This window comes from Cobetia marina (assembly GCF_001720485.1).
Lineage (GTDB): Bacteria > Pseudomonadota > Gammaproteobacteria > Pseudomonadales > Halomonadaceae > Cobetia > Cobetia marina.
In genome coordinates, this window is the sequence record NZ_CP017114.1 from 1,474,264 (window position 1) to 1,497,108 (window position 22,845).

Sequence of the window (22,845 nt, forward strand, 5' to 3'; positions counted from 1 at the left end):
AGTATCGTGTTCTCGCTTTTCAGGTCGCAGGAGAGTGGGTGTGCTGGCGGACGGCAGGTGCCGGTTGCGGCGGGTAGGCGCGCACCGGCAACACCATGACCAGCACCAGCAGGGCCACCACGAAGGGAATGATGGCGAGGTAGGCATCCGCGTAGCTCATCACCGCGGCCTGCTCGGAGAGGCGCGTGGCGATATCGCGCGCGGCGTCCAGCGGGATGAGGCCGGCAGGCTGATTGCCCTGCAGGCCCAGCGCCTCGCTCAGGCGGGTCGAATGCAGGGCATCACGCTGGACGATGAAGCTGCCATAGACGGTGGCGGCCACCACCGTGAACAGCGCCCGCAGCGAGTTGACCATCGCGGTGGCAAAGGGGCCGTCCAGCGGACTGATGGCGCCGGTGGCATTCATCAAGAGCGGCACGACCACCATCGGTTGGCCCAGGGTATTGAGCACCTCGATGAGCAGGAAGTTGTCACGGTTCCAGTCGCTGGTGAGCTGCGAGCCCAGCAGGCAGCTGATCAGGATCAACACCAGGCCCGTGGCCATCACATAGCGGCTGTCGATGCTCCTGCGGTTGATCAGTGTCGCCACCAGCGGTGCCAGCACGAGCTGCGGCAGAGCCATGGTCAGCATCACCGGGAACAGCTGCATGGGGCGATAGCCCTGTACCTCGCCCAGGAAGGCGGCGGGAATGGTGCCGGCGGCCAGGGTCAGGAACATGAAGGTACACAGGGTGAGAATGCCGAAGGCGAAGTTGCGATGGGCCAGGAGCTGCAGCTTGTAGAGCGGCAACGGGTGGAACCATTCATGGATCAGGAAGGCGGCGAAGGCCAGTCCGCCCGTGCCCAGCAGGGCGATGATCACGGGGGAGTTGCCCCAGTCGAGACGCTCGCCCTGGGTCATGCCGGCCACCAGAGCACAGAGACCGGTGACGCCAAGCAGGGCGCCGAGCCAGTCGAACTGCTTGAGGCGCTCCAGCTTGAGCGGGTCCTGTGGCAGTCCCCAGGACACCAGCGCCGCCGCGATGAGACACATCGGCGCGGTTTCCCAGAACACCAGATTCCAGTCGCCCAGGTCGCCATAGAGCGCGGCCAGCGGTGCCGACAGATAAGGGCCGAAGGTGGCCGTCATCGCATAGGCCGACAGGCCATAGAGCTTGCTGTGCCACGGCAGAAAGCGCAGCGCCGACATCATCAGCAGCGGCAGGATGCTGCCGGATGCCAGCCCCTGGGCAACGCGCAGCCCCGCCATCAACGGGAAGCTGTCGGCCAGTGGCACCAGAAGCGAGAACACTGCCAGTGACAGGCAGGCACCGATGGCGAAGCGGCGCAGGCTGAAGGTGACGGCCAACCAGCCGGCCAGCAGCATCATCGAGACTTCAGCGGCGCTGTAGAGGGTGGTCAGCCAACTGCCTTCATCATGGGAAAAGCCGAAATGACCGATCACATCCGTCAGCACCGTCTGAGTGACTCGCTCGCCGACACCGGACATCAGCGAGGCGAGCAGGATACCCACGAGGCCGAGAGCGATTCGTAGATTGAAGGGTTGAGCAGCAGCCACTGGCAGGTTCTCGCGTCTGACGGAAAGGGCAGGAAGATATCGCGGTGGGTGTTTCGTTATGCGGTACACTGTACCATTCAGTGGTTTTGTTGAGCAAGTAGTTAGCTTGTTAAGGAGATGTGACTTGACCACACGTGAAGGCGGTGGCGTACAGGTCGTGGCCAGGGTCGCGGCGATTCTCAAGAGCCTGGAAGGCAATGAGCGGGGCATGAGTCTGGGGGAGATCGCGCAGCGCAGTGAGCTGCCGCGCTCCACCGTCAAGCGGCTGGTGGACGCGCTGGCGCAGGAGGATCTGCTGGAGATTCATGGGCATGGCGGTATCCGGCTGGGGTCTGCCTTGATGCGACTGGCGCGGCATAGCCAGCTCGACATCACCACGCACGCCAAGTCATTTCTGGAAGCCTTGAGTGTCACCACCGAGGAGACGGTGGTGCTCTGCAGCCTGAGCGGCAACGAGTTGCTGATACTGCATTCCGTATTGTCCCCGCAGCCCCTGCGGGTATCGCCGATGGCCGGCAATTTCCTCTCACTGCACGCGACGTCCAGTGGCAAGGTCCTGCTGGCACACCTGCAGGACGCGCAGGTCAAGCACTTGCTGGGAACCGCGCTCACGGCTTACACGGAGAAGACCGCGAACATGCCCGAGCTGCTCGAGCAGCTGGCGGAGATTCGTCGCTGCGGATACGCATACGACGCCGGTGAGCACACCCGCGGGGTCGCGGCCATCGCCATGGGTCTCGAGACCAGTCAGGGGCATTACGCCATCTCGGTACTGGGACCGGAATGGCGCATTGCCAGCCGGCATGACGAGATCAAGACGGCCCTCGGCCAGACCCGTGACGAGATGCTCAAGACGTTCCGGTCGCTGGAGTGAAGACGTCGACAAGAGGCAGGGGGCAGAAGAAGGCTGCAGATCACCAGAGAGGTGGCGGTGAGGCGGGGGAAGAGATGAATCAGACACGCCACGGGCCTTGAGTAGGCGCCGTGGCGTGTCTGTCATGCGGCTTTCACCAGCGGGGGAGATCAGGCGTGTCGGGTGGCGATCAGGTGATCGGCCAGGGTCATCAACTCATCGGCCACATGGTCCGGTGTCGGGACATTGCTTGCCGGCAGCACGGCATTGTGCGGACGCGTCAGGAGTGCACCCTGCATGCCGGCTGCCTGGGCGCCGATGGTATCCCAGACGTGACAGGCGACCATGCACATGTCATCGAGCTTGACCTCGAGTTGCTCGGCCACGTGCTGGTAGGTCGCGGGCGCCGGCTTGAACTGTTCCACGGCTCCGACACTGAAGTGCTGCTCGAAGGCCTCGCTGATGCCGGCCTTTTCCAACGGTGTCGGTGAGGCACCGGCGGGAGAGTTGGTCAGGGTCACCAGACGGAAACCGGCCTGCTTCAAGCGCTCAAGCGCCGGTGCGACGTCGGGGTGAGCCGGCATCTCGGCCATGCGCGACTTGAGCTCATCGATATCGCTGTCCTTGAGCGTGACCTGATGGATATCGGCGACCATCTTCAGGACACCCACGCCAAGCTCACCGAAGGGGGTATAGCGATGCGCAAGCGTCATGGTCTGGGAATACAGCACCAGTTGCGCGAACCATTCACGCAGCACGCCTTCATCGCCGAAGACGCGCCCGAACAGCGGTGAAAGGGTGGTGATGTCGAGCAGGGTCTCGTTGACGTCGAATACCAGAACGGAGACGGGCTTTGGGGTGGACATGAACACTCCTGGACAGACTGGGTGTGGGGTGTGGGCCTGGGGAGGCAGTACAGCGGATGTCGGTGAAAGGAGTCTCCCTGCATTGCTGGCCCGGTAGCGCCCATCGATTGCCTACCAGCTTACGCAAATTTGAATGATTGCTCAACAATCGACAGGAGGCGACCGTGATGGGGCCTGGCCATGACGAAAAAATCCCCTTGCCCCTTCTGATGACAGGGGGCAAGGGGCGCTGGTTCGATGCACGCATGCGTCGGTCATCGACTCATGCGTGCATCGCTGCCTGGGGCTTGATCAGTCGTTCTGATAGGCACCGGCGGCATAGGTCATTTCATAGCTGTGGCTGTAGACCTCGAGGATGTTGCCGAACGGGTCTTCCATGTAGACCATGCGGAACGGCTTCTCGCCCGGGAAGTACTCGCGTACCGGCATGCGCTGCTTGCCGCCGGCGGCCACGATGCGTTCGGCCAGCCCTTCGACGTCCGGGTCCTGAACGCAGAAGTGGAAGATGCCGGTCTTCCAGTACTCGAAGTTGTTCTCCGGCGTCTCGTGGTTCGGGAATTCGAAGATCTCGACCCCGATACGATCACCGGTGGACAGGTGGGCGATGCGGAAGCTGCCCCAACCCGGACCGAAGACATCGCTGCACATCACGCCGATGGCGGAGTCGTCTTCGGTGATGGTGGTCGGCTCCATCACCACGTACCACCCCAGTACCTCGGTATAGAACTTGACGGCGGCTTCCACATCACCGACGGACAGGCCGATGTGGGAGAAGGTGCGCGGATACGGTGTGTGCTTTTCGCTGCTCATGATTCACCTCGTGAAGGGAGTCGTGAAGGGAATTGGCTCAGTCACTGTCTGCGTGACGTTGGATGCCATCTTGGGTGTCATGAGCAATAATGAAAACTACGTAGCTGTTATGATAGTGATAAGAGTTCGTTATGGCGGACCGGCGTCGTCGCCGATCAGGACTGCCTGCTGTCAGGCCAGACACGTCCCGGGCGCCATGACTGTCGCAACGAGGAGCCGACATGCTGCAACCCCAGTGGTTACGTACCTTCCGCACTCTGGTGAGTGTCGGCAATTTCACGCGCACCGCAGAGCAGCTCGATCTGACCCAGGCCGCTGTCAGCCAGCATGTGCGACATCTGGAAACCCAGCTGGGCAAGCTGTTGATTCGACATCCTCGCAAGCTCGAGCTGACACCGGCCGGCCATGCGTTGCTGGATTACGCGCGCGAGATGGAGACGGCGGAGCAGCGCCTGGCCCAGCGCCTGGCCGGCAATGAAGACAGTCACGGGGATATTCGGCTGATCACGCCGGGTAGCATCGGACTGGCGCTTTACCCCCGCTTGCTGGCGCTGCAGCAGGCGTCACCCGGTCTCAATATCCATCATCGCTTCGCCCCCACGCGCGAAGTGGTGGAGTCAGTGCTTGAGAATCGCTTCGAGCTGGGCATCGTCACCCAGAAGCCGGATGACCCGCGCCTGAGCGTGACGGAGCTGACCCGCGAGCCACTTGAGCTGGTGGTGCCGGCGGGTGTCGAGATCCATGACTGGCGCGATCTCGAGACGTTGGGCTTCATCGATCATCCCGATGGCCAGGACATGGCGTCACGACTGCTCAGTCGGCGTTTCCCGGGCAATCCGGGCGTCCGCTCATTGCCGCGCAGTGGCTCCACCAATCAGATCAGCCTGATTCTGGAACCGGTGGCCTGCGGGCTGGGCTTCAGTGTCGTGCCTCGCCATGCCCGTGAGGCCTTCCAGAATCCTCAGGCCATCAAGGTGGTGGCACCCGCAGACGGGGATGTCGAGGTGGTGGATACGCTGTGGTGGATCACGCGGGCGGAGTGGCCGCTGTCAGCGCGCGCCAGACGGGTACAGCGCGATCTTCAGGCCGGTCTCTGAGAGCTGATGAGTGAGGAGGGCGGGCGTCAGGCGTCAGGCAATGTCAGGCCTGAGAATTCGCGCATCAACCAGCGGGTGATGGGCTGGATCACGGCGCTGTTGGGATGGCGGACACTCATGCGATAGCCATGACGGTCACGCGAGATATGCGGCGTCAGGGCGATCAGCGAGCCGTTGTCGAGCAGGTCCTGAATGACGTGACTCCAGCCCAGCGCGACTCCCTGATGGTTGACGGCGGCGTTCAGCGTCAGCGGGAAGTTGTTGAAGGGAAAGGCCTTGTCGAGACGCGGTACCGGCAGTCCCGCATGACGACACCAGGTGGCCCAGTCCAGCCAGCGGCTATCGCGCATGTCCAGATGCAGCAGCGTGATGCGCGACAGCGCCTCGGCATCCAACCCCTTCTCCAGCCCATGACGCCGCGCGTAATCCGGGGAGCAGACAGGAAAGGCGCGCTCCGCGACCACCAGCGTATCGCGATGATCGCCCGTCAGCGGCGGGCCGAAGCGGATCGCGATATCGGCCTGCTGCATCTGCGGGTCTTCATCGCGATCGATCGGCAGCAGCGTGAAGTGACACTCCGGAAAGGCCTGCTCCAACCGCTCCAGCCGCGGGCGCAGCCAGACGTGGGCGAAACCGGCACCCGCGGCGATGGTGATGCGCGGTGTCGGCTTGTGCACCTTGCGACGTGCTTCCGTGACGGCGCTGCAGACCTGGCCAAGTCCGCCTGCCAGTTCGGTATGGAAGGTCTCGCCGTAGTGGTTGAGGATCAGCCTGCCGCCCTGGCGATCGAACAGCGGATGGCCCAGGTGCTCCTCCAGCGCGCGGATGCGCTGGGAGATGGTGGGCTGGGTGGTATCCAGCTCATTGGCCGCAGCCGTCATCGAGCCCAGGCGAACCGTCACGTCAAAGGCGACCAGCCCGCGCAGGGAGGGCAGGTCATCCAGAGGGCTGGCGGTATCGTCTGGCGCAGGGGAGCGTGTCTTTCGGGCCGGCACGGGAGTCCTCGCTGTGATGCACTGTCACGGCGATCCTGTCCTGGAATATCCGGGCCTGCGAGAGGCTTCACGCCGTACACCGCGGATATCAGGCAAGAGCGCCGCCTTGTATAGGCGGCACTTATACGCGACGCAGCGAGTGACATCAACGCTCAGCCCGGCGAATCAGGGCGCGAGGTCGCACCTGATCCTGACCAGGGTCGCACCTGTTCCTGTTGGAGGGCGTTCCTGAGCTTACTGAGTGCCGCGCTCGGCAATTCGCGCATGCCAGGCCGCGATGCTCTCGTCGGGATACTCGGCGTGATGGGCATCACGCGCCTCGTGCGCGACTTCCACCCAGTTGGCCTTGCTGTCGAGCATGATGTGGACATGCTCCGGTGGCACGGGCAGCGGGGTGTCGATCGCCCCCGCCTGCGGGTGGATCAGTTCTGGCCAGCGGGCATCGTAGAGCCACAGTGCACTGCCGCAGTGCTTGCAGAAATGACGTTCCGCCGGGCTTTCGACCCCGTCGATCACCGCGTGATAGATCGAGATGTGCTCGCGGCCTTCCACCTTGAGGGTGCCGGCGTCGCCCGCCAGGTTGATCGCATGGCCGCCGCTGCCTGCCGTCTTGCGACAGATCGAGCAGTAGCAGCGCTGGTACGGGTAGGGATGCGGCGACTCAAGCTGGAATGTGACGGCCTTGCAGTGGCACGAACCTTCAAGCTGCATGAGAAATCCTCCTTGTGATGCCTGGGCGAGGGCGCTGGCGAGGCTGGGGCCGAGAGGGTGACTCAATCCAGAGGCAGGGGGATCGCTCTGTCACTTGTCGCTCTGCCTGCCCGGCAGGAGATTCTCACATCGCCAGCGCATAGACATAGACCTCGAGCTCACGATTGTCGTCGAGAATGACGGTGGTGACGCGACGCTGATAGATGGGGCCCTCGAAGTCATCGAGAGCGTCCCAATGCTCGGGCAGCTGCGGTGAGGAAAAGACGTGGCCGCGTATCACCTGCCCCGTGTTGTCGACCACCAGCCCGGGGAAGTTGTGCTCGGTACCCTGATCGCTGTTCTCGAGTCGGCCGCGCAGATAGGCCGGGCGCCATTCGCCATCGATGTTGGCGATGACATGTTCGTTGAGTCCGCCTGGCCCCAGCGGGCCATAGATGAAGAGGTGTTCCATGTGTCTGCCTGTCGGGTCGGGGAGGGGGAATGCGTCTCAAGGAGCGAGACTGCCGCATCATCAGGGACAGTCTTCATGGATACTTGCCTTGCCCCACGATGATGAAGGCTGAGTGGCGAGGTTCAACCCCCTGTTGGCGTGGTGCGCTCAACGCAACGCCCACAAACCACATTGCCCCCACTGGGCGGGCCAGTGGGGGCAATGGTCAATCACAGGAGTGGAGCAGGTCAGGCGCGATTCATGCGCCCGCCATCCACACGTTCAGACGCGGCTGTCGAAACCGCCGGCGGGCTCTTCGCCGATCACGTCCGGATCGAAGGGCTTGCGTGCGAAGACGCGACGCAGAGCCGGCTCGAAGTGCTCCAGCGGCGGGGTCGGATAGTCGGGGTCGAAGGCCGCCTGATCATAACGCTCGCAGAAATCCACACACTTCTGATACCAGGGGTGATCCTTGTAGATCTCGCGCTCGTTGCGGTCTTCGCCGTAGAAGTGACCGTAGTAGAACTTCTGGAACAGTCCATGGTGGTGGATGATCCAGGTGACCTCGGCACGCACATACGGGCGAATGATGGCGGCGGCCAGCTGCGAGTGATTGTAGGGCGCCAGCTCGTCACCCAGGTCATGCAGGAGGGTCGCGACGACGAGATCATCATCGCCACCGTCGGCTTCGGCACGTGCCGCTGACTGCAGGGAGTGCTCCAGACGGCTGACCTTGTAGCCGCTCAGACCATCATCGAGCTTGCGCAGGGCAAGCTTGAGGCGCTCCACCAGCCCTTCATTGAACTGATCCTCAAGACGCTCGAGCAACGCATAGTCTTCTGCGGTGCCGTCCTTCATCTGGGTGAATGAAACCTGATCCATTACGCCATTTCCTCACGGTTTTCTTGTTGTGCCTGCTGCTGACGCTGACGCATCAGGGTCGTGGCGAAGCGCTCACGCGGGCCGTCGCTGTCCATGTAGCAGCCCTGCAGGTGACGATGCCCCTCATTGGTGTCGAACGCCGTACGGCCATGCAGCACGCGGGTGTTGTCGAACATCATCAGCTCACCGGACTCGAGCTGGAAGCGAATCTCGTTGGCCGGGTCCTGGAACAGCTGTCCAAGACGCTGACGGGCCTGATGGTAGCGGCGCGTGTTCTCCAGCGACATGTGCGGCAGATGATCAAGACGCGGGCTGTAGTTGACGCCGATCGGCTCACCATCGGCGCTCTCACGGATCACGCAGCGACGGGTGGTCAGCTCGGTACCGGCATCCAGGAAGCGGAAGCCCACCGGGGTGGTGCGCAGCAGTTCATAGCCTTCCGGCATCTCGGCCTTGAGCTGCTTGAGCGCATTCAGGCTGTCGACCAGCGTGGACAGGCCGCCAGTGGTCTCGTTGACCAGGCAATGCAGCATCTGGATGCCCGGCACCGGATCACGATACGGATTATCGGTGTGCGGTCCAAGTGCCACGCTGCGATAGGCCAGATCGTTGCCGGTCGGGCGCGAATACACCTCGAAGTAGCTGCCGAAGTTGGTGTCCTTCACGTAACCGAAGTGACCGGCCACTTCCAGAATGCGCTCCGGATCGGTCGGCACGTTCTGCACGATGATGTAGCCAAAGCGCAGATAGGCCTCCAGTGCCTTCTGGAAGTCCTCATTGTTGCCCATCTTCTCCCAGTCGACGCGCTGCGCCTGCTGATCGATGCCCGCATCCCAGCTCTCGGCCTTGGGGAACGGCGTGATGCCCTGCAGCTCATGCGCCAGCAGGGGGAGGTCATACACCTCGCAATGCCCGTCACTGAAAGTGAATTCCACGTGCGTCTCATCGACCGGGCGCGCCGCGGTCAACTCGAGATTGACGTCGATGGCATGCGAATCGAACAGACGCTGGGTGGTGACTTCATCGAGCTGCTCCGGGTCCTGGGTGCGCTCGCGCAGCCACAGCGGGCTGACCGGCTCGAGGCCTTCAGCGGTGATCAGGTTCAGTGACAGCGGCGACTCGCTCAGGCTCAGCGGCAGCGCGTCGGACAGGGCATTGGTCAGGGACATGCAGGCATCTCTCCATTAGCACGGTTGTATATCGTGGCCATTATGGGAGCGAGGCATGGGACCTAAGTAGGGGGTGAGTGTTATTGGAGGGTATGCATTTTTCTTATGGAGTGAGCCGTGGCGAGATGACGTGAATGCTCAGCCTGAAGATGCTGACGTCACTGGGCGGTTGACGTGTTCTCGTGACTGCCGGGCGTGGGGGGGAGCACTCCCTTAACCACCACTCATACCAGGGACTCTCGGCTGCGATGGACGATGATATTGACATGCCATTGGTCGCATATAGGAGGTCTTGCGTGTCAAGAAATCCAGCGAATCACTCCTGTAAGACCAAAGGATAAATGCGATTTTATTTCTCTATATCAATGACTTGTATTTTAAGCGGGGCGCTCGAAAAGAGAATTTTCGTGAAATTGACTGCGTGTAATCATAGTTTGTCGAACCCGTAATATGAATACATATTTATATATTAAACAAGAATTAAAACGACATTTCATATTTTTGGTGTGCTTGCTAGCTTTGGTGAAACGCCATTTCATTCGCTTGATTCAAGGAGAGGCGTGATGCCACGGGGTCCTGCTCGAAAAGTGCTCGTCAGGTGATGAGTTACGCACTGCCCCCCTTAAGACCGGAAGTCATCGGAGTGCCCTGCCGCGGCACGGCGCTTCATCTCTGCACGCCATACGCCAAATAAATACAAGAGGCACAAGATGAGCATCGATATATTGATCGTCTTGGTATATTTTGCATTTCTAATGTTGCTGGGGTGGCTCTATCGCTCCGCGACTCGTTCGACAAACGATTATTTCCGAGGTGGCGGTCGCATGCCGTGGTGGATGGTCGGCGCCACGGCATTCATGATGTCGCTGAGTGCCATGACCTTCACCGGACTGATGGGCAAGGCGCTGACGGGCGGGATCTCCATCGTCATCGTCTTCGTGGCCAATGCCACGGGGTATTTCATCAACTACCTCTTCTTTGCCGCCAAGGCTCGGCAGATGCGAGTGGTCAGCCCCATCCAGGGGATTCGCCTGCGCTTCGGTCGCGTCAACGAGCAGGTCTTCACCTGGGCGAATGTGCCGCTCAACGTGATGCAGGCTGCCATCTGGCTCAATGGCCTCTCTGTCTTCGTCAGTGCCGTGCTGGATATCCCCATCGAGCAGACCGTGGCAGGGGCTGGCTTCGTTGTCCTGTTCATGTCCCTGGTCGGTGGCAGCTGGGCGGTCATCGCCTCCGATTTTCTGCAGATGGTGCTATTGACGGTGATGACCTTCGTCGCGGCGGTGGTGGCGGTCGTCAAGTCGGGCGGCGTGGAGAATCTGATGAGCCGAGGCCTGCCGGAGCATGCTTTCCTCGGGGATGGGTACAGTTATGGATATCTGTTCGTCGGCTGGTTCATCTGCATCTTCGTGAAACAGTTCTTCAGTACCAACAACATGATCGATTCCTATCGCTATGTGGCCGCCAAGGACACGCGTCATGCGCGCAAGGCAGCACTGCTTGCCTGTGGCCTGACGCTCTTCGGCACCAGTATCTGGTTTCTTCCCGCGTGGTATGTGGCTGGGAATTACCCTGACCCGGCCAGCTGGGGGCTGGCAGATCTCGGCAGCAATCAGGCGGACGCGGCCTATTACATCTTCGTCAAGCGCGAGCTTCCCCTGGGCATGGTGGGACTGATGCTCTCGGCGATGTTTGCGGCCACCATGTCGTCCATGGACTCCGCCCTCAATCGCAATGCCGGGATTCTGGTGAAGAGTGTGTATGAGCCATATTTCTGCAAGGACGGTGATGAACGCAAGCTGATGCTGGCAGGCAAGATATTCACGGCGATGTTCGGGTTGATCGTGATCGGCGCGGGACTGTTCTTGACCACGCTGCAGGAGTTCGGGCTGTTCGATGCCATGATGATCGTCGGTACTCTGGTCGGGTTCCCATTGCTGATCCCCGCCATTCTCTGCTTCTTCGTACGCAAGACGCCTGACTGGGCCGGCTGGGGCACCATCTTGGTCGGTATGTGCGTGTCGGCCATCATCGCCTTCGGTGTCACGCCGGAGCTTGTGCAGTCCGTGATGGGCATGTCCGAGCCGATGGAGGCACGCGAGTTCGCCGAACTCAAGTCAGTCACCCTCGGGGTAGGGGCACACATGTTGATCACGTTGCCGTTCTTCCTGCTCACCACACTCTTCTACAAGGTGCCCTCGGCTGAACGTGCCGCGGAGATCGCCCGGTTCTTCGACAACGTGGATACCCCGGTGGTGTCCGAGGATACTGCCGAGACACTCGAGCTGGATCGTCAGCCCTACCAGCTGTTGGGGAAATTGCTGATGGCCTCAGCCTTGGGTGTCCTGCTGCTGGTGCTGGTGCCCAACGAGATGACGGGACGTCTCATCTTTGTCAGCATCGCCGCGATTCTAGGCATCCTGGGCTTCTTCATGAATCGGTTCGGTCAGGAAAAGGTACAAAAAGCAGCATATCGGCCTTCTCATTCGTAACCCCTTGGACAGCAAGTGACTGTTACCAGCATGGGGGAGAGGATGTCTTCTTTTCCCATGTTCTCCCATGCTGAGTGACTCGACCCGAAAATCGTCATGTTCCATCAGGAGCCATCATGCCCGAGCGACCTAGGTCCGCCATTCACGCCACGCCATCGGTTCAGGCCCGGCATGGCGGCATCTTGAGCGAGGAAGAGTTCGAGAAGTTCACGCTCTATCTACAGGCGAGCAACAACCGCGAGGATGACCAGGCACGCGCCCGTATCTTGGGATTCACAGGAGAGGGCATCCGCATTGCGCCGGGAGCCATCGTGCGCCCTCATGATAGGAGTGCCATTCATGAGCAGGTCTATATCGGCCTACAGGCTTACATCAATGGGGATGTCACCATCTATCCGCATGTACTCATCGGCCCCAATGTCTCGATCGTGGCCTCCAACCATCAATATTCTCCACGGGATGACCGTTTCAGTGATCGCTCGGATGAGGTGAAAGGTCGCGTCATCATCCAGTATGGCGCGTGGTTGACCTCTGGCGTGGTCGTGACACCTGGGTGCGTGCTGGGCCGTTGTTGCCTGATCTGTGCCAACTCCGTGGTCACGAGCGATGTGCCGGACTATGCCATCTTCGCTGGTATGCCAGCGCGTCAGATTGGTCATATTGACCGTGACACCGGCGAATATCATTGGATCTGAAGGAGAGGCTGGATGCTGCTGTTGACACGAGATCACGATTTTCAGGTCTTCCTCTCGCCCTGCGAGTCACTGCCGGCCTGTACCAACCCGCCCGCTTTTACCTGGCCAATGGCCACGACCGACAGCGTCTACACCTTTGAGCTGGTGAGGACGGAATCGGGAGACTCACTTTGTCGTGAGCAGGTCACCTCCCCGGTGCTTCTTGAGGATATCCTCGAGGTCGGGGGATATCGGTGGCGTGTCACTGACGAGATGGGGGAAAGCTCGCAGTGGGTCGAGTTCACCCTGACCGGCCGAGAGCCTGAGTATCTCCCGCCACGTGCAGAAGTCTTGTTTGCCGCCTGCGAAGCACAGACGCAATGGATGCTGTATCTCGATGCCGACCTTCCACTGGTGAAGCAGGCCGCTGCCGAGGATATTCCCCGTATGCGGGCGACAGCCAGAGTCGCGCTGGATAACGGGTTGCCGGAATATCCTGACCACCATCGCCGGGGGCGTGAACGTTACAAGCGTCTGGCCATCCATCGGATACGCGAATGGGTGGATCGTGACCTGATGGCACTGTGCCTGCTCTATCGCATCGAGGGGGATGTCGCGGCAGGCGAGGCTGCCGTCGAGCGATTGCTCACGTTGGCGGAATGGAGCACGGATGGCCCTGCCACCCTGGAGAGACCTTGCCAGTGGGGTGATGAGGTCGGGTTGTCTCTGGCGCGAAATGTCTTCCTGGCCTATCACTGGCTGACGCCGCTGCTGGCGGATGGAGAGCGTTTCTTTGCCCGAGCGCTGCTGGTACGTGTCGCCGAGCAGATGATGCATCGTCTCGAGCAGGATGACTTCGTGCAATATCCCGGTCATTCACATACGTCGCGGTTGCCAGCCTATCTCGGTGTGGCAGCGCTGGTGCTGCACAAGGAACACGACCGCACCAGGTGCACGCAGTGGTTGCAGTGTGCGCTCGACCTCTATCGAGGCGTATTGCCGTTCTATGGCAGTGCGGATGGCGGATGGGCAGAGGGTGCCTTCTATTCGTCTTCCTATACCAAGTGGTTTCATCCGTTCTTTCTTGCGGTGGAGCGGTTATCCGGCTTCTCGTTCTATCAGCATCCCTTCTACGTCAACTATCTGACGTACTGCCGCGACTTCGTCGTGACGGACAATGACCTGCATCCCTTCGGAGATGGTTTCTGGTGTTATGCCGATGGCAAAGAGTGGCCAGGGTTCTTCGCTCAGAATCCGCTGCGGATCTACGCCCAGCGTTTTGGCAGCCGGGACGATATGCATAAGAGCCGTCAGCTGGAAGAGTCGATCGAGATCCATGCTCTGCATCTGCTGGATGTCATCCCGACGCTGGATCAGATACGTCTTGCACACGAACGTAGTGAGCAGCAGACAGGATCTCGGCATAAGTCTCCTGATGACTCCCGTCATGCTTTCTACCCGCATGCCGGGCATGGTCTCGATCGTTTCGGCAAGCTGGAGCTGCGCTACCGCTGCAGCCCCTTCGGCAACAGCTCTCACCGCCATGGTGATCAAGGCAATGTGAGTTTCATCGATACCGGTCGCTCCGTTTTATGTCCCACAGGAAGTTACGGTTATGCTTTCGGCAGCCAGCATCACCGTGAATGGACGCGCACCTCACTTGCCCACAACGTGCCATTGATCGATGGAGTGGCGCAGTCTCTGGATGATCCAGCAGCGATAGCTCGCGTTATCTCGAGTACCCGAACGGGTGGAATGGTGGCTCATCGGCTGGACTTGAGCGCTGCCTATACAGGTGATATCCGCTATGTACGCACCATCGTGTTATTGGAAGGTGTCGGCAGCGTGATATTTGATGATCTCTCAAGTCAGCAGCCATTTACTGTGCAGTGGCAGCTGCATTCTTCACTGAAAGCTGGCCTTCAATCCGACGAGCAGGGCAAAGCAGTAACACTTTGCGAAGGCCAGCGTGACTACCGACTGCGCCTGGAAAGCCACCCGGAACTGACTCCTGAAGTGACTCATGGCTACGCTGAAGAGCGAGAAGAGCACATCATCATCGACAGCGATGCAAACCCCGATGTCGCTCACATGACGTGGACAATTCTTGCCCAGCGACAGCATTGCATCCTTGCCAGCTGTGTCAGTCAGGAGGTCATTCTGAAGCAGGAGGAGGGAAGGTTGCGTATCGTCTGGGAGGGTAAGGAGATGGTGGTGGAATTGATTGATTATTAATGGGAGAGGTTTTCTCTATTGTTATCATTCATTTTCAATCTCTACTTTATTGTCACACATTGAGTGTCCCGGCACTAGAATATGGTCCTTATTTAAGGAGGTTATAAATGACTATCCGTAGTGGCCGGGTTTGTACTCGCTTCAATTAAGTGTGGATAAATTTAGCTTCCTGTACTGGCTTGTTTTCTCTACTGGAGGGCATAAAAACCAGCAGAAATAGTGTATGGATATCCATCGGGCCTGGTCTGAAAGGGAGAGGTGAATGTATGGTGATTATCTTGATTCAGTCATAGGTCATAAGATAATCTTACTATCTATTGTTATTGTAATATATCAGAAATCACCTTCCGATTTAGCCCTTTGTATAATGTGGATAGCATGCTCTTCTTGATCATGAAGTGTAGAGTTCTCATTACTGCAATGCTATGATCAGCGTTCTGAAAATATATAGAGAACATGGGATGTCAAACGATAGGGAAGTTGTTTCTCGGAAATATCATGTTGATGACTTGCCGGGTACAAAATTACCCGCCACCAGAATTACTGGTATCTTGGAGCGGCTTCAGCAGGGAGAACCCATATCTCAGCTATCATTACGATACTTGGATAGTCAGGGTCTGCTGGCCCTAAAGAAATTTATTATGCAAGACATCCCTTTTGATCAGTTTCATCAAGAAGCAGAAGAAGAGCAGATTCTCAGAATACGGAAAGCCAAGCTAGACAGGATCGCAAAGGAAGAAGAAGCACGGTTGATAGAGGAAGCAAGACAAGAGAGTGTCCGAATAGCACAACAAAAATCCTTGGAGAAACGAAAGGCGCTAGAAAAGACACCTCAATATAAAGCCAGGATGAAAAATCGATTTCTGAGAAATAAGTATGCTATCGACTGTTACATTGAGAAAATCGACTTTCATCGTTTGATGGATATATTGCGTCGAATTGATGAAGACAATCGTCTTTTCGAAAATGATTTGCTGTGGCTTTCTACACATGGCCGGGATTATTTCAGCAAAGAGTTGAGGTCAGCCTATCATCATGCAGAGGCCAGGTTTTACGAGGAACATTTCAATCGTAGTCAAGATGTATGGATGGCGATTAATGCCAGTAGCCACTATCGAAAATGCGGAAAATCTCTCAGAGCTGCTGAAATTCTCAAGGCTATTGATATTGTAAATATGGCATCAAGAAAAATGAAAACCGCATTTCATACAACATTTGGTGGTGTACAACGTGACCTCGGACACCGAGACGAGGCTATTGATCTAGCAATGATCGCTCACGGGCTCATGAGTAAAGACTTCAGACCATGCACATTGTTGGGTGCAATTTATATGGAAGGTGGACAGGTCAGTCTCGGTCATGAGTGGTACGAAAAAGCGATTGAACGTGGTGCGAGTGAGGAGGCTATTGATAGTGAGCTAAGAATCATCTTCAATCGCGCCAACCATAAGGACCGTCAGGATATTCGCAAGTATCTTCTTCAGGTTGATTCAAGACGTTTTTCCTGGGTCAAGAATAGATGAGACGTTATTGAAGACCGTGGCCATTCCAGACCCTGTGCGCAACATCTTTAGGGATTGGACGTGGTGCGTAGATAGCCGAGCAAATATCCATCCCGTAGCTTCCTGGAGTCTGACGCTATCAGTCATATGTCAGCGGGTTTGCGGAGAAGGGGTTGGATGAGGTTCGGGTGTTCATGGCATTCGTTCCCCCAGAATGCCTGCGCGCTGGATGATCTCCGGCACAGACGCTTCCTGACGATGCGCCATGATATGCACGCCACTCACACCCTCGATCTCACGCAACTGCTGGATCATCTCGATGCAGATGTCACGGCCTTCCGCCTTTTGATTCTTGGCACCCTTGAGGCGTTCGATCACCTCGTCCGGGATATGCACGCCGGGGACATGGCGACGCATCCACTCGGCGGTACGTGCCGAGGCCAGCGGGCCGACGCCGGGCAGGATGAAGCATTTTTCCACCAGGCCCAGATCACGAGCGCGATGCATGAAGTCCTGAAAGCGTGGGAGGTCGAAGCAGTACTGTGTCTGGATGAACTGAGCCCCGGCGGCGATCTTCTTGGCCAGACGATGAGGGCGAAACGCGAAGGGCGGGGCGAAGGGGTTGGCGGCGGCGCCCAGAAATACCTGAGGCGCAGAGGTCAGTGACCGGCCGCTTGCGAAGGCGTGCTTGTCACGCAGTCCGGCGACGATTTCCAGCAGCGACAGGGAATCGAGGTCGAACACCGGCTTGGCCTCGGGGTGATCCCCGACCTGCACACCATCGCCGGTCAGACACAGCAGGTTGCGGATGCCCAGCGCCGAGGCCCCCAGCACATCGCCCTGGATGGCGATGCGGTTTCTGTCACGACAGGAGATCTGCATCACCGTCTCATGGCCTTCGCGGGCCAGCAGGGCACACATCGCCACGCTCGACATGTGGCAATTGGCGCCCGAGCCATCGGTGGCGTTCATGGCATCGACATGGCCGGCAAACAGCTGCGCGCGTGCATGGACGTCCCGTGGGTCAGCCGAGTCGGGAGGCGCCAGCTCGGCGGTAACGGCGAACTGACCGCTTCTGAGCACTCGCTCCAGGTGACCGACGTTGCCATGGCGCTCGGCAGGTGGCGCCTGGGTGTTGTCCGGGATAGTGAGTCTGGAGGTCATTTCAGGCTCTCTCGACGCTCAGCGGCTTGCCGAGCCACACGCAGCCAGGATGAAGTGCCCTGCAGGCGGTGGTCCACCGGCAACTGCACGACCTGGATCGCGTCGCTGTCCTTCATTCGCTGGCTGCCTTCCCAGGCTTCCACCCAGACACAACGCTTGTCCGGTTCGACTTCACAGTTGCCATTCTGCATGACACCGCCGCAGGGACCGTTGCGCAGATTCTTGGGGCAGTTCATGGAGCAGGACATGCCGGTCGAACTCAGAATGCACTGGCCACACATCTGACAGTCAAACAGCAAACCCTTGCAGGCTTGCTCCAAGCTGGCGACGGGCTTCTCGGCACGTGCGTAACCGACAGACTTCCACAGCGGCTGCAGTTTGATGATCACCGGCTCGACGGCCCGATAGGTGAGCTCCAGCAGTCGCGCGTAACGTGCGGCCCACAGACGAATCGAATACACGCATGCCTCCTGTCAAACACTGGCGGGGGTAACGCCATGGGCGTTCTGGAGCGCTATCTTCGCATGGCCGCCACCCGGGCCGACATCCCGTGGGCGACAGCGTCACTATCGAAAGGCGCACAATAAGCGGGAGAGGCATCGTTGCTTGGCTGAAGCCAAAAAGCCTCCGTAGCCCTGAAAGCCCCCGAAACCTAGAAAGACGCCGGAGCATTCGCTGCTCCGGCGTCTTTTTGTGTCTACGTGATGTCTTCTTTCGCTGCTTTCATGGTGTAAGGCCCGCGGCCTGCATGAAGCGTCGCAGTGTTAGAGAGACGAGGCCCAGCGCGCTGACGCTGCCTCCCCAGATGACCACCAGCCAGCCGACTTTGCTGAGCCAGCTGGCCGGGCGCGCAGGCGTCCCGGATGGCTCGATGCTGGGCCTGGCTGTGGGGGCGTGCAGTGGCACTGAATGTGACTCGCGTGTCGGGGATGTCATGTCAGTACCTCTCAATGGTAGCCATCGGTGTGACGGACCTTGCCCTTGAACACGAAGTAGCTCCACGCCGTGTACACCAGGATGATCGGCAGGATGAAGAGCGTACCGACGAGGGCAAAGCCCTGGCTCTGTGGCGGAGAGGCCGCTTCCCAGATCGTCACATGACCGGGAATGATGTCAGGCCACATGCTGATGCCGAAACCGCTGTAGCCCAGGAAGATCAAGGCCAGCACCAGCAGGAAAGGCTGGGCATGATATTCAAGGGCGACGGCGCGGATCAGCGCATAACCGGCCAGTACTACCAGCACTGGCACCGGCAGGAACCAGAACAGCTGCGGCAGCGTGAACCAGCGCTCGGCGATGGCGGGGCGCGCCAGCGGAGTCCACAGACTGACGGCCGCGATCATGATCAATACCCACAGCGTCAGCGGGCGCGTCAGGGCAAACATGCGCGCCTGGAGAATGCCTTCGGTCTTCATGATCAGCCAGGTGCTGCCGAGCAATGCATAGGTGAACAGCAGCGCCACACCGCAGAACAGCGGGAAGGGTGACAACCAGTCCAGCGAACCGCCGCTGAAGTGAACCCCATCGAAGGCGATGCCCTGGATGTAGCCTCCCAGTGCGACGCCTTGACTGAAGGTGGCCAGCACCGAGCCGCCCACGAAGGCCTTGTCCCACCAGTGGCGACTCGCGTCCGAGGCCTTGAAGCGAAATTCGAAGGCGACACCGCGGAAGATGAGGCCGATCAACATGGCGACAAGGGGAATGCTCAGGGCTTCCAGCAAGACGGCGTAGGCCAGCGGAAAGGCTACAAATAGCCCGGCGCCGCCCAGCACCAACCATGTCTCGTTGCCATCCCACACGGGGGCCACGGTATTCATCATCACATCGCGGTCCACCTTTTCCTCCACCCACGGGAAGAGAATGCCGATGCCCAGATCAAAGCCGTCCATGATCACATACATCATCAGGCCGAACAGGATGATGCCCGCCCAGATGACAGAAAGGTCGATACCCATAGCGTTCATCGCTCCGGTCAGTGAGTGGTGCCGTCGAGAGATTCCTCGATGGCCGACAGTGGGCGGGATGGCGTGCGTGGCTTGCCGGGGCCGCCGCTGGGGGCGTGGCTGTCATCACCCGCCGGCCCTTTCTTGATCAGCTTGAAGAGGTAGTTGATCCCCGTGCCGAAGACGATGAAGTACACCGTGACAAAGGCCGTCAGGCTGATGCTGAGGTGAACGGCGCTGTGGGCAGAGACGGCATCTTCCGTTCTCATCAAACCGTAGATCACCCACGGCTGGCGGCCGACTTCGGTGGTGAACCAGCCCGCGAGTATCGCGATCAGACCGGCCGGCCCCATGGCGACGGCCAGCCTCAGCCAGCGCCGCGAGATAAAGAGCCTACCCTTGCGAGCCAGATAGACACCCGAGAGGCCGAGCAGAATCATCGCAAGGCCCAGGCCAACCATCAGGCGGAAGCTCCAGAACACGATGGTCGAATTGGGACGGTCCGCGGCGGGGAAGTCCTTGAGCGCCGGTACCTGCTTGTCGATGTCATGCATCAACAGCAGGCTGCCGAGAGCCGGGATCTCGAGCGCGAAGCGCGTCTCTTCGCGCTGCATGTCGGGCACACCGAACAGGATCAACGGCGTCGGTTCCCCATGGCTGTTGTCCCAATGACCTTCGATGGCCGCGATCTTGGCCGGTTGGTGCTTGAGCGTATTCAGGCCATGCATGTCGCCGACGAAGGCCTGCAGCGGGGCGGTCACCATCAACATCAGCACCGCCATGACCAGCATCTTGCGCACTTCCGGGGTGTCGCGTTTCTTGAGCAGCAACCAGGCGGCGGAGGCAGCGACGAACAGCGAGGTGCTCAGGAAGGAGGCCAGTGCCATGTGGGCCAGGCGATAGGGGAAGGAGGGGTTGAAGACGATCGCGAACCAGTCGACCGGCACGACGATGCCATCAATGACCTCGTGCCCCTGTGGGGTCTGCATCCAGCTGTTGGACGACAGGATCCAGAACATCGAGACCAGGGTGCCGAGTGCGACCATGCAGGTCGAGAAGAAGTGCAGGCCGCGACCGACGCGATTCCAGCCAAATAGCATCACGCCGAGGAAGCCGGCTTCGAGGAAGAAGGCGGTCAGCACTTCATAGGTCAGCAGTGGCCCGGTCACGCTGCCGGCAAAGGCCGAGAAACCGCTCCAATGCGTGCCGAACTGGTAGGCCATGACCAGTCCCGACACCACACCCATCGCGAAGTTGACCGCGAATATCTTCGACCAGAAATGATAGAGATTGCGGTAGACCTGTGTGCCTGTCTTCAACCACATGCCTTCCAGCACCGCCAGATAGCTGGCGAGGCCAATGGTGATGGCCGGGAAGATGATGTGAAACGAGATGGTGAAGGCGAACTGTATCCTGGCCAGGTCGATGGCCTCGGTGCCGAACATGGCAATGTCTCCTGAGTAGGCGGCAAGGGGGACGGCCCTGCCTGAATCTTCGCCGCTACTCTAGGGAGCCGCCTGATCCCATAACAGGCTCAGTTGTGCGAGAAAAAACCATATCAGTTGCGAGCTGAACCTTGGCTTGGCGTGAAATGCCCGTGAGCCAGTCAACCCGCCAGCCAGGCGGTATGGCAAGAATCCAGCAAGGCGAGCCGGACAGGAGGGCGCACTCTGATTGATGCCAGCACCATGTTAGTGTCAGATGCTTGGCCTCATCGCCCTAGGCGGCAGGCCCCGCCATGGCGGGCTCTGGCGCACTCTGCAGGGGCACACATGCGGCATCAGGGCAGGCAATCAAGGTGAGTAAAACGGTGCGCAATCAAGGCGTGGCAAGCGGCTCTCGAGCGAGTGATATGCACCGCAAAAGACTGTTTTGACGCAGCGGATAACGCGTGAAGACTGTGTGGCAAGGCGGCAGCAAGGACTGCGGTATTTGCGCGCACTCATGCGCACATACTCAAGGCGCTTCTCGCATCCTGCATATCGCATATCGCATATCGCATACAACCTGAGTGGTCCGCGTGTCAGGCTGCCTTGAGCAATTCACCCAATGTTTGCATGGCGCGCTCTGACGCCGCGTCCCACGGGTGGCCGTAGCTCAAGCGAATGCAATGCTTGAAGCCCTGGGTGGCCGAGAAGATGGGCCCCGGCGCCAGGCTGATGCCGTGGGCCAGTGCCTGCTGAAACAGGGCCAGCGAGTCGATGTGCTCGGGAAGCTCGCACCACAGGAAATAGCCCCCGTGGGGATGGGTAACGCGGGTGTCTGCAGGGAAGTAGCGATCAATGGCTGCCAGCATGGCCGTCTGCTGGGTCTCGAGCGCCAGGCGTAGCTTGCGCAGGTGGCGGTCGTAGCCGCCATGCTGGAGGTAGTCGGCCAGGGCCACCTGGGCAGGCAGCGATGGCGAGATGGTCGTCATCAGCTTGAGGCGCGAAATCTCCCGGGTATGCCGCCCCGCGGATATCCAGCCCACCCGATAGCCCGGCGCCAGGCACTTGGAGAACGACCCGCAGTGCATCACCAGGCCCTCGACATCCAGCGCCTTGACGGGCTGCGGGGGCGACACCTCGGCACGTTGATCGAAATAAAGCTCCGCGTAGACATCATCCTCCAGCATCGGCAGCTGATGACGGCAGAGCAGCGCATACAGTTGCGCCTTGCGCGCATCGCTCAAGCTGGCCCCCAGCGGATTCTGCAGATGGCTCATGAACCAGCAGGCCTTGATGGGCAGCGTCTCCAGACGATTCTCGAGCACCTCGAGATCGATCCCGTCGCGCGGGTGTACCGGAATTTCCACCGCGCGCAGCTTGAGCCGCTCAAGCACCTGAAGCGTGGCATAGAAGGCCGGCGCCTCGATGGCGACCAGGTCCCCGGTCTGGGTGACACATTGCAGGCCAAGATTGAGCGCTTCCATGGCGCCATTGGTGATCACCAGCGCCTCTGTCGGCAGCTGCATGCCGTTGACCATGTAGCGCTGAGCGATCTGTCGGCACAGGTCAGGATGGCCTGTGGTCATGTCGGAGATCACGGCATGCGATGACAGCTGGCGCAGCCCACGCGTCATGCTGGTCGCAAGCCGCGCGAGCGGAAAGAGCTCCGGGCTCGGGAAGGCAGAGCCGAAGGGCACGGTGTCGTTGTCGCGCAGTGAGCCCAGCACCGAGAACACCAGTTCACTGACGGCGACATCGGAAGGGGCTTGCTGCTGCAGGGCGACATGCGGCTCATCAAGTATCCGTGAGGCATTGTCGCGCACGAAATATCCCGAGCGCGGCCGCGCACTGATCAATCCCTGATTCTCCAGCAGGTAATACGCCTGGAAGACGGTAGAGGGGCTGATGCCATGCGCCTTGCTGGCCTGACGCACCGACGGCACGCGCTCACCCGGCGCGAGAATGCCGGTTCGAATCAGGTTGGAGATCTCGGCGGCAAAGCGTTCATAACGCTTCATGAGGGCTTTCCTGGAGGAG

General features: G+C 59.6%; 20 protein-coding genes. 6 read left to right on the forward strand and 14 right to left on the reverse strand.

Annotated elements, in window-relative coordinates:
• Positions 1–19: 19 nt before the first annotated feature.
• A complete protein-coding gene (locus BFX80_RS06345; RefSeq protein WP_205632740.1) occupies positions 20–1,558 on the reverse strand; it encodes an MFS transporter in 1,539 nt (512 codons plus the stop codon).
• 124 nt (positions 1,559–1,682) lie between these two features.
• Between BFX80_RS06345 and BFX80_RS06350 the strand changes: the two genes are divergently transcribed.
• The gene (locus tag BFX80_RS06350) at positions 1,683–2,432 is read left to right on the forward strand and encodes an IclR family transcriptional regulator (RefSeq protein ID WP_167592947.1); all 750 of its coding nucleotides are present in this window, start codon (positions 1,683–1,685) and stop codon (positions 2,430–2,432) included.
• 149 nt (positions 2,433–2,581) lie between these two features.
• On the opposite strand, the gene BFX80_RS06355 is transcribed toward BFX80_RS06350, so the two are convergent.
• Positions 2,582–3,277 (reverse strand): haloacid dehalogenase type II, encoded by a 696-nt coding sequence (locus BFX80_RS06355; RefSeq protein ID WP_084208261.1) that lies wholly within the window; start codon positions 3,275–3,277, stop codon positions 2,582–2,584.
• 291 nt (positions 3,278–3,568) lie between these two features.
• On the reverse strand, positions 3,569–4,087 hold the full coding sequence (locus BFX80_RS06360) for a lactoylglutathione lyase family protein (RefSeq protein WP_077373992.1): 519 nt from the start codon (positions 4,085–4,087) through the stop codon (positions 3,569–3,571).
• Positions 4,088–4,308: 221 nt separating this feature from the next.
• Between BFX80_RS06360 and BFX80_RS06365 the strand changes: the two genes are divergently transcribed.
• Positions 4,309–5,184, forward strand: a complete 876-nt coding sequence (locus tag BFX80_RS06365) for a LysR family transcriptional regulator (protein WP_077373989.1) — start codon at positions 4,309–4,311, stop codon at positions 5,182–5,184.
• A gap of 26 nt (positions 5,185–5,210) precedes the next feature.
• Here BFX80_RS06365 and BFX80_RS06370 read toward each other — a convergent pair whose 3' ends face one another.
• The 5 genes from BFX80_RS06370 to BFX80_RS06390 form a co-directional block, all read right to left on the reverse strand.
• Complete coding sequence (locus BFX80_RS06370) at positions 5,211–6,179, reverse strand: LysR substrate-binding domain-containing protein (protein ID WP_084208262.1); 969 nt, start codon at positions 6,177–6,179, stop codon at positions 5,211–5,213.
• 234 nt (positions 6,180–6,413) lie between these two features.
• A complete protein-coding gene (locus BFX80_RS06375; RefSeq protein WP_077373983.1) occupies positions 6,414–6,890 on the reverse strand; it encodes a GFA family protein in 477 nt (158 codons plus the stop codon).
• Between the two features lie 124 nt (positions 6,891–7,014).
• Positions 7,015–7,341, reverse strand: a complete 327-nt coding sequence (locus tag BFX80_RS06380; protein WP_077373980.1) for a gamma-glutamylcyclotransferase family protein — start codon at positions 7,339–7,341, stop codon at positions 7,015–7,017.
• A gap of 261 nt (positions 7,342–7,602) precedes the next feature.
• Entirely contained in the window at positions 7,603–8,202 is a 600-nt protein-coding gene (locus tag BFX80_RS06385) for an HD domain-containing protein (RefSeq protein WP_077373977.1), read from the reverse strand.
• Positions 8,202–9,371, reverse strand: a complete 1,170-nt coding sequence (locus BFX80_RS06390; RefSeq protein ID WP_084208263.1) for a TauD/TfdA family dioxygenase — start codon at positions 9,369–9,371, stop codon at positions 8,202–8,204. The genes BFX80_RS06385 and BFX80_RS06390 overlap by 1 nt, the downstream gene beginning before the upstream one ends.
• Positions 9,372–10,195: 824 nt before the next feature.
• Here BFX80_RS06390 and BFX80_RS06395 point away from each other — a divergent pair.
• The 4 genes from BFX80_RS06395 to BFX80_RS06410 all read left to right on the forward strand — a co-directional run bounded on the left by BFX80_RS06395 (position 10,196) and on the right by BFX80_RS06410 (position 16,295).
• Positions 10,196–11,863, forward strand: coding sequence for a sodium:solute symporter family transporter (locus BFX80_RS06395; protein WP_205632741.1), 1,668 nt, complete (start codon positions 10,196–10,198; stop codon positions 11,861–11,863).
• A gap of 182 nt (positions 11,864–12,045) precedes the next feature.
• A complete protein-coding gene (locus BFX80_RS06400) occupies positions 12,046–12,558 on the forward strand; it encodes an acyltransferase (protein WP_205632742.1) in 513 nt (170 codons plus the stop codon).
• Between the two features lie 363 nt (positions 12,559–12,921).
• Positions 12,922–14,772 (forward strand): heparinase II/III domain-containing protein, encoded by a 1,851-nt coding sequence (locus tag BFX80_RS06405; RefSeq protein ID WP_167592984.1) that lies wholly within the window; start codon positions 12,922–12,924, stop codon positions 14,770–14,772.
• Between the two features lie 461 nt (positions 14,773–15,233).
• Positions 15,234–16,295 (forward strand): hypothetical protein, encoded by a 1,062-nt coding sequence (locus tag BFX80_RS06410; RefSeq protein ID WP_157109442.1) that lies wholly within the window; start codon positions 15,234–15,236, stop codon positions 16,293–16,295.
• A 171-nt stretch (positions 16,296–16,466) separates the two neighbouring features.
• On the opposite strand, the gene BFX80_RS06415 is transcribed toward BFX80_RS06410, so the two are convergent.
• The 6 genes from BFX80_RS06415 to BFX80_RS06440 all read right to left on the reverse strand — a co-directional run bounded on the left by BFX80_RS06415 (position 16,467) and on the right by BFX80_RS06440 (position 22,826).
• The gene (locus BFX80_RS06415) at positions 16,467–17,438 is read right to left on the reverse strand and encodes a methylenetetrahydrofolate reductase (protein ID WP_084208268.1); all 972 of its coding nucleotides are present in this window, start codon (positions 17,436–17,438) and stop codon (positions 16,467–16,469) included.
• Positions 17,435–17,899, reverse strand: a complete 465-nt coding sequence (locus tag BFX80_RS06420; protein WP_084208269.1) for a methylenetetrahydrofolate reductase C-terminal domain-containing protein — start codon at positions 17,897–17,899, stop codon at positions 17,435–17,437. Before BFX80_RS06420 ends, BFX80_RS06415 begins: the two co-directional genes overlap by 4 nt.
• 262 nt (positions 17,900–18,161) lie before the next feature.
• The gene (locus BFX80_RS18275) at positions 18,162–18,374 is read right to left on the reverse strand and encodes a DUF2474 domain-containing protein (protein WP_084208270.1); all 213 of its coding nucleotides are present in this window, start codon (positions 18,372–18,374) and stop codon (positions 18,162–18,164) included.
• An 11-nt stretch (positions 18,375–18,385) separates the two neighbouring features.
• Positions 18,386–19,393, reverse strand: a complete 1,008-nt coding sequence (gene cydB / locus BFX80_RS06430) for a cytochrome d ubiquinol oxidase subunit II (protein WP_084208271.1) — start codon at positions 19,391–19,393, stop codon at positions 18,386–18,388.
• Between the two features lie 17 nt (positions 19,394–19,410).
• The gene (locus BFX80_RS06435; protein ID WP_084208272.1) at positions 19,411–20,826 is read right to left on the reverse strand and encodes a cytochrome ubiquinol oxidase subunit I; all 1,416 of its coding nucleotides are present in this window, start codon (positions 20,824–20,826) and stop codon (positions 19,411–19,413) included.
• 578 nt (positions 20,827–21,404) lie between these two features.
• Complete coding sequence (locus BFX80_RS06440; protein ID WP_084208273.1) at positions 21,405–22,826, reverse strand: aminotransferase-like domain-containing protein; 1,422 nt, start codon at positions 22,824–22,826, stop codon at positions 21,405–21,407.
• Positions 22,827–22,845 lie beyond the last annotated feature (19 nt).

Coding starts and splice junctions, on each gene's coding strand:
- BFX80_RS06410 (WP_157109442.1), top strand. CDS start 15,234: ATGTCAAACGATAGGGAAGTTGTTTCTCGGAAATATCATGTTGATGAC.
- BFX80_RS18275 (WP_084208270.1), bottom strand. CDS start 18,374: ATGACATCCCCGACACGCGAGTCACATTCAGTGCCACTGCACGCCCCC.
- BFX80_RS06440 (WP_084208273.1), bottom strand. CDS start 22,826: ATGAAGCGTTATGAACGCTTTGCCGCCGAGATCTCCAACCTGATTCGA.
- BFX80_RS06435 (WP_084208272.1), bottom strand. CDS start 20,826: ATGTTCGGCACCGAGGCCATCGACCTGGCCAGGATACAGTTCGCCTTC.
- BFX80_RS06375 (WP_077373983.1), bottom strand. CDS start 6,890: ATGCAGCTTGAAGGTTCGTGCCACTGCAAGGCCGTCACATTCCAGCTT.
- cydB (WP_084208271.1), bottom strand. CDS start 19,393: ATGGGTATCGACCTTTCTGTCATCTGGGCGGGCATCATCCTGTTCGGC.
- BFX80_RS06405 (WP_167592984.1), top strand. CDS start 12,922: ATGCTGTATCTCGATGCCGACCTTCCACTGGTGAAGCAGGCCGCTGCC.
- BFX80_RS06380 (WP_077373980.1), bottom strand. CDS start 7,341: ATGGAACACCTCTTCATCTATGGCCCGCTGGGGCCAGGCGGACTCAAC.
- BFX80_RS06385 (WP_077373977.1), bottom strand. CDS start 8,202: ATGGATCAGGTTTCATTCACCCAGATGAAGGACGGCACCGCAGAAGAC.
- BFX80_RS06390 (WP_084208263.1), bottom strand. CDS start 9,371: ATGTCCCTGACCAATGCCCTGTCCGACGCGCTGCCGCTGAGCCTGAGC.
- BFX80_RS06365 (WP_077373989.1), top strand. CDS start 4,309: ATGCTGCAACCCCAGTGGTTACGTACCTTCCGCACTCTGGTGAGTGTC.
- BFX80_RS06415 (WP_084208268.1), bottom strand. CDS start 17,438: ATGACCTCCAGACTCACTATCCCGGACAACACCCAGGCGCCACCTGCC.
- BFX80_RS06360 (WP_077373992.1), bottom strand. CDS start 4,087: ATGAGCAGCGAAAAGCACACACCGTATCCGCGCACCTTCTCCCACATC.
- BFX80_RS06355 (WP_084208261.1), bottom strand. CDS start 3,277: ATGTCCACCCCAAAGCCCGTCTCCGTTCTGGTATTCGACGTCAACGAG.
- BFX80_RS06395 (WP_205632741.1), top strand. CDS start 10,196: ATGCCGTGGTGGATGGTCGGCGCCACGGCATTCATGATGTCGCTGAGT.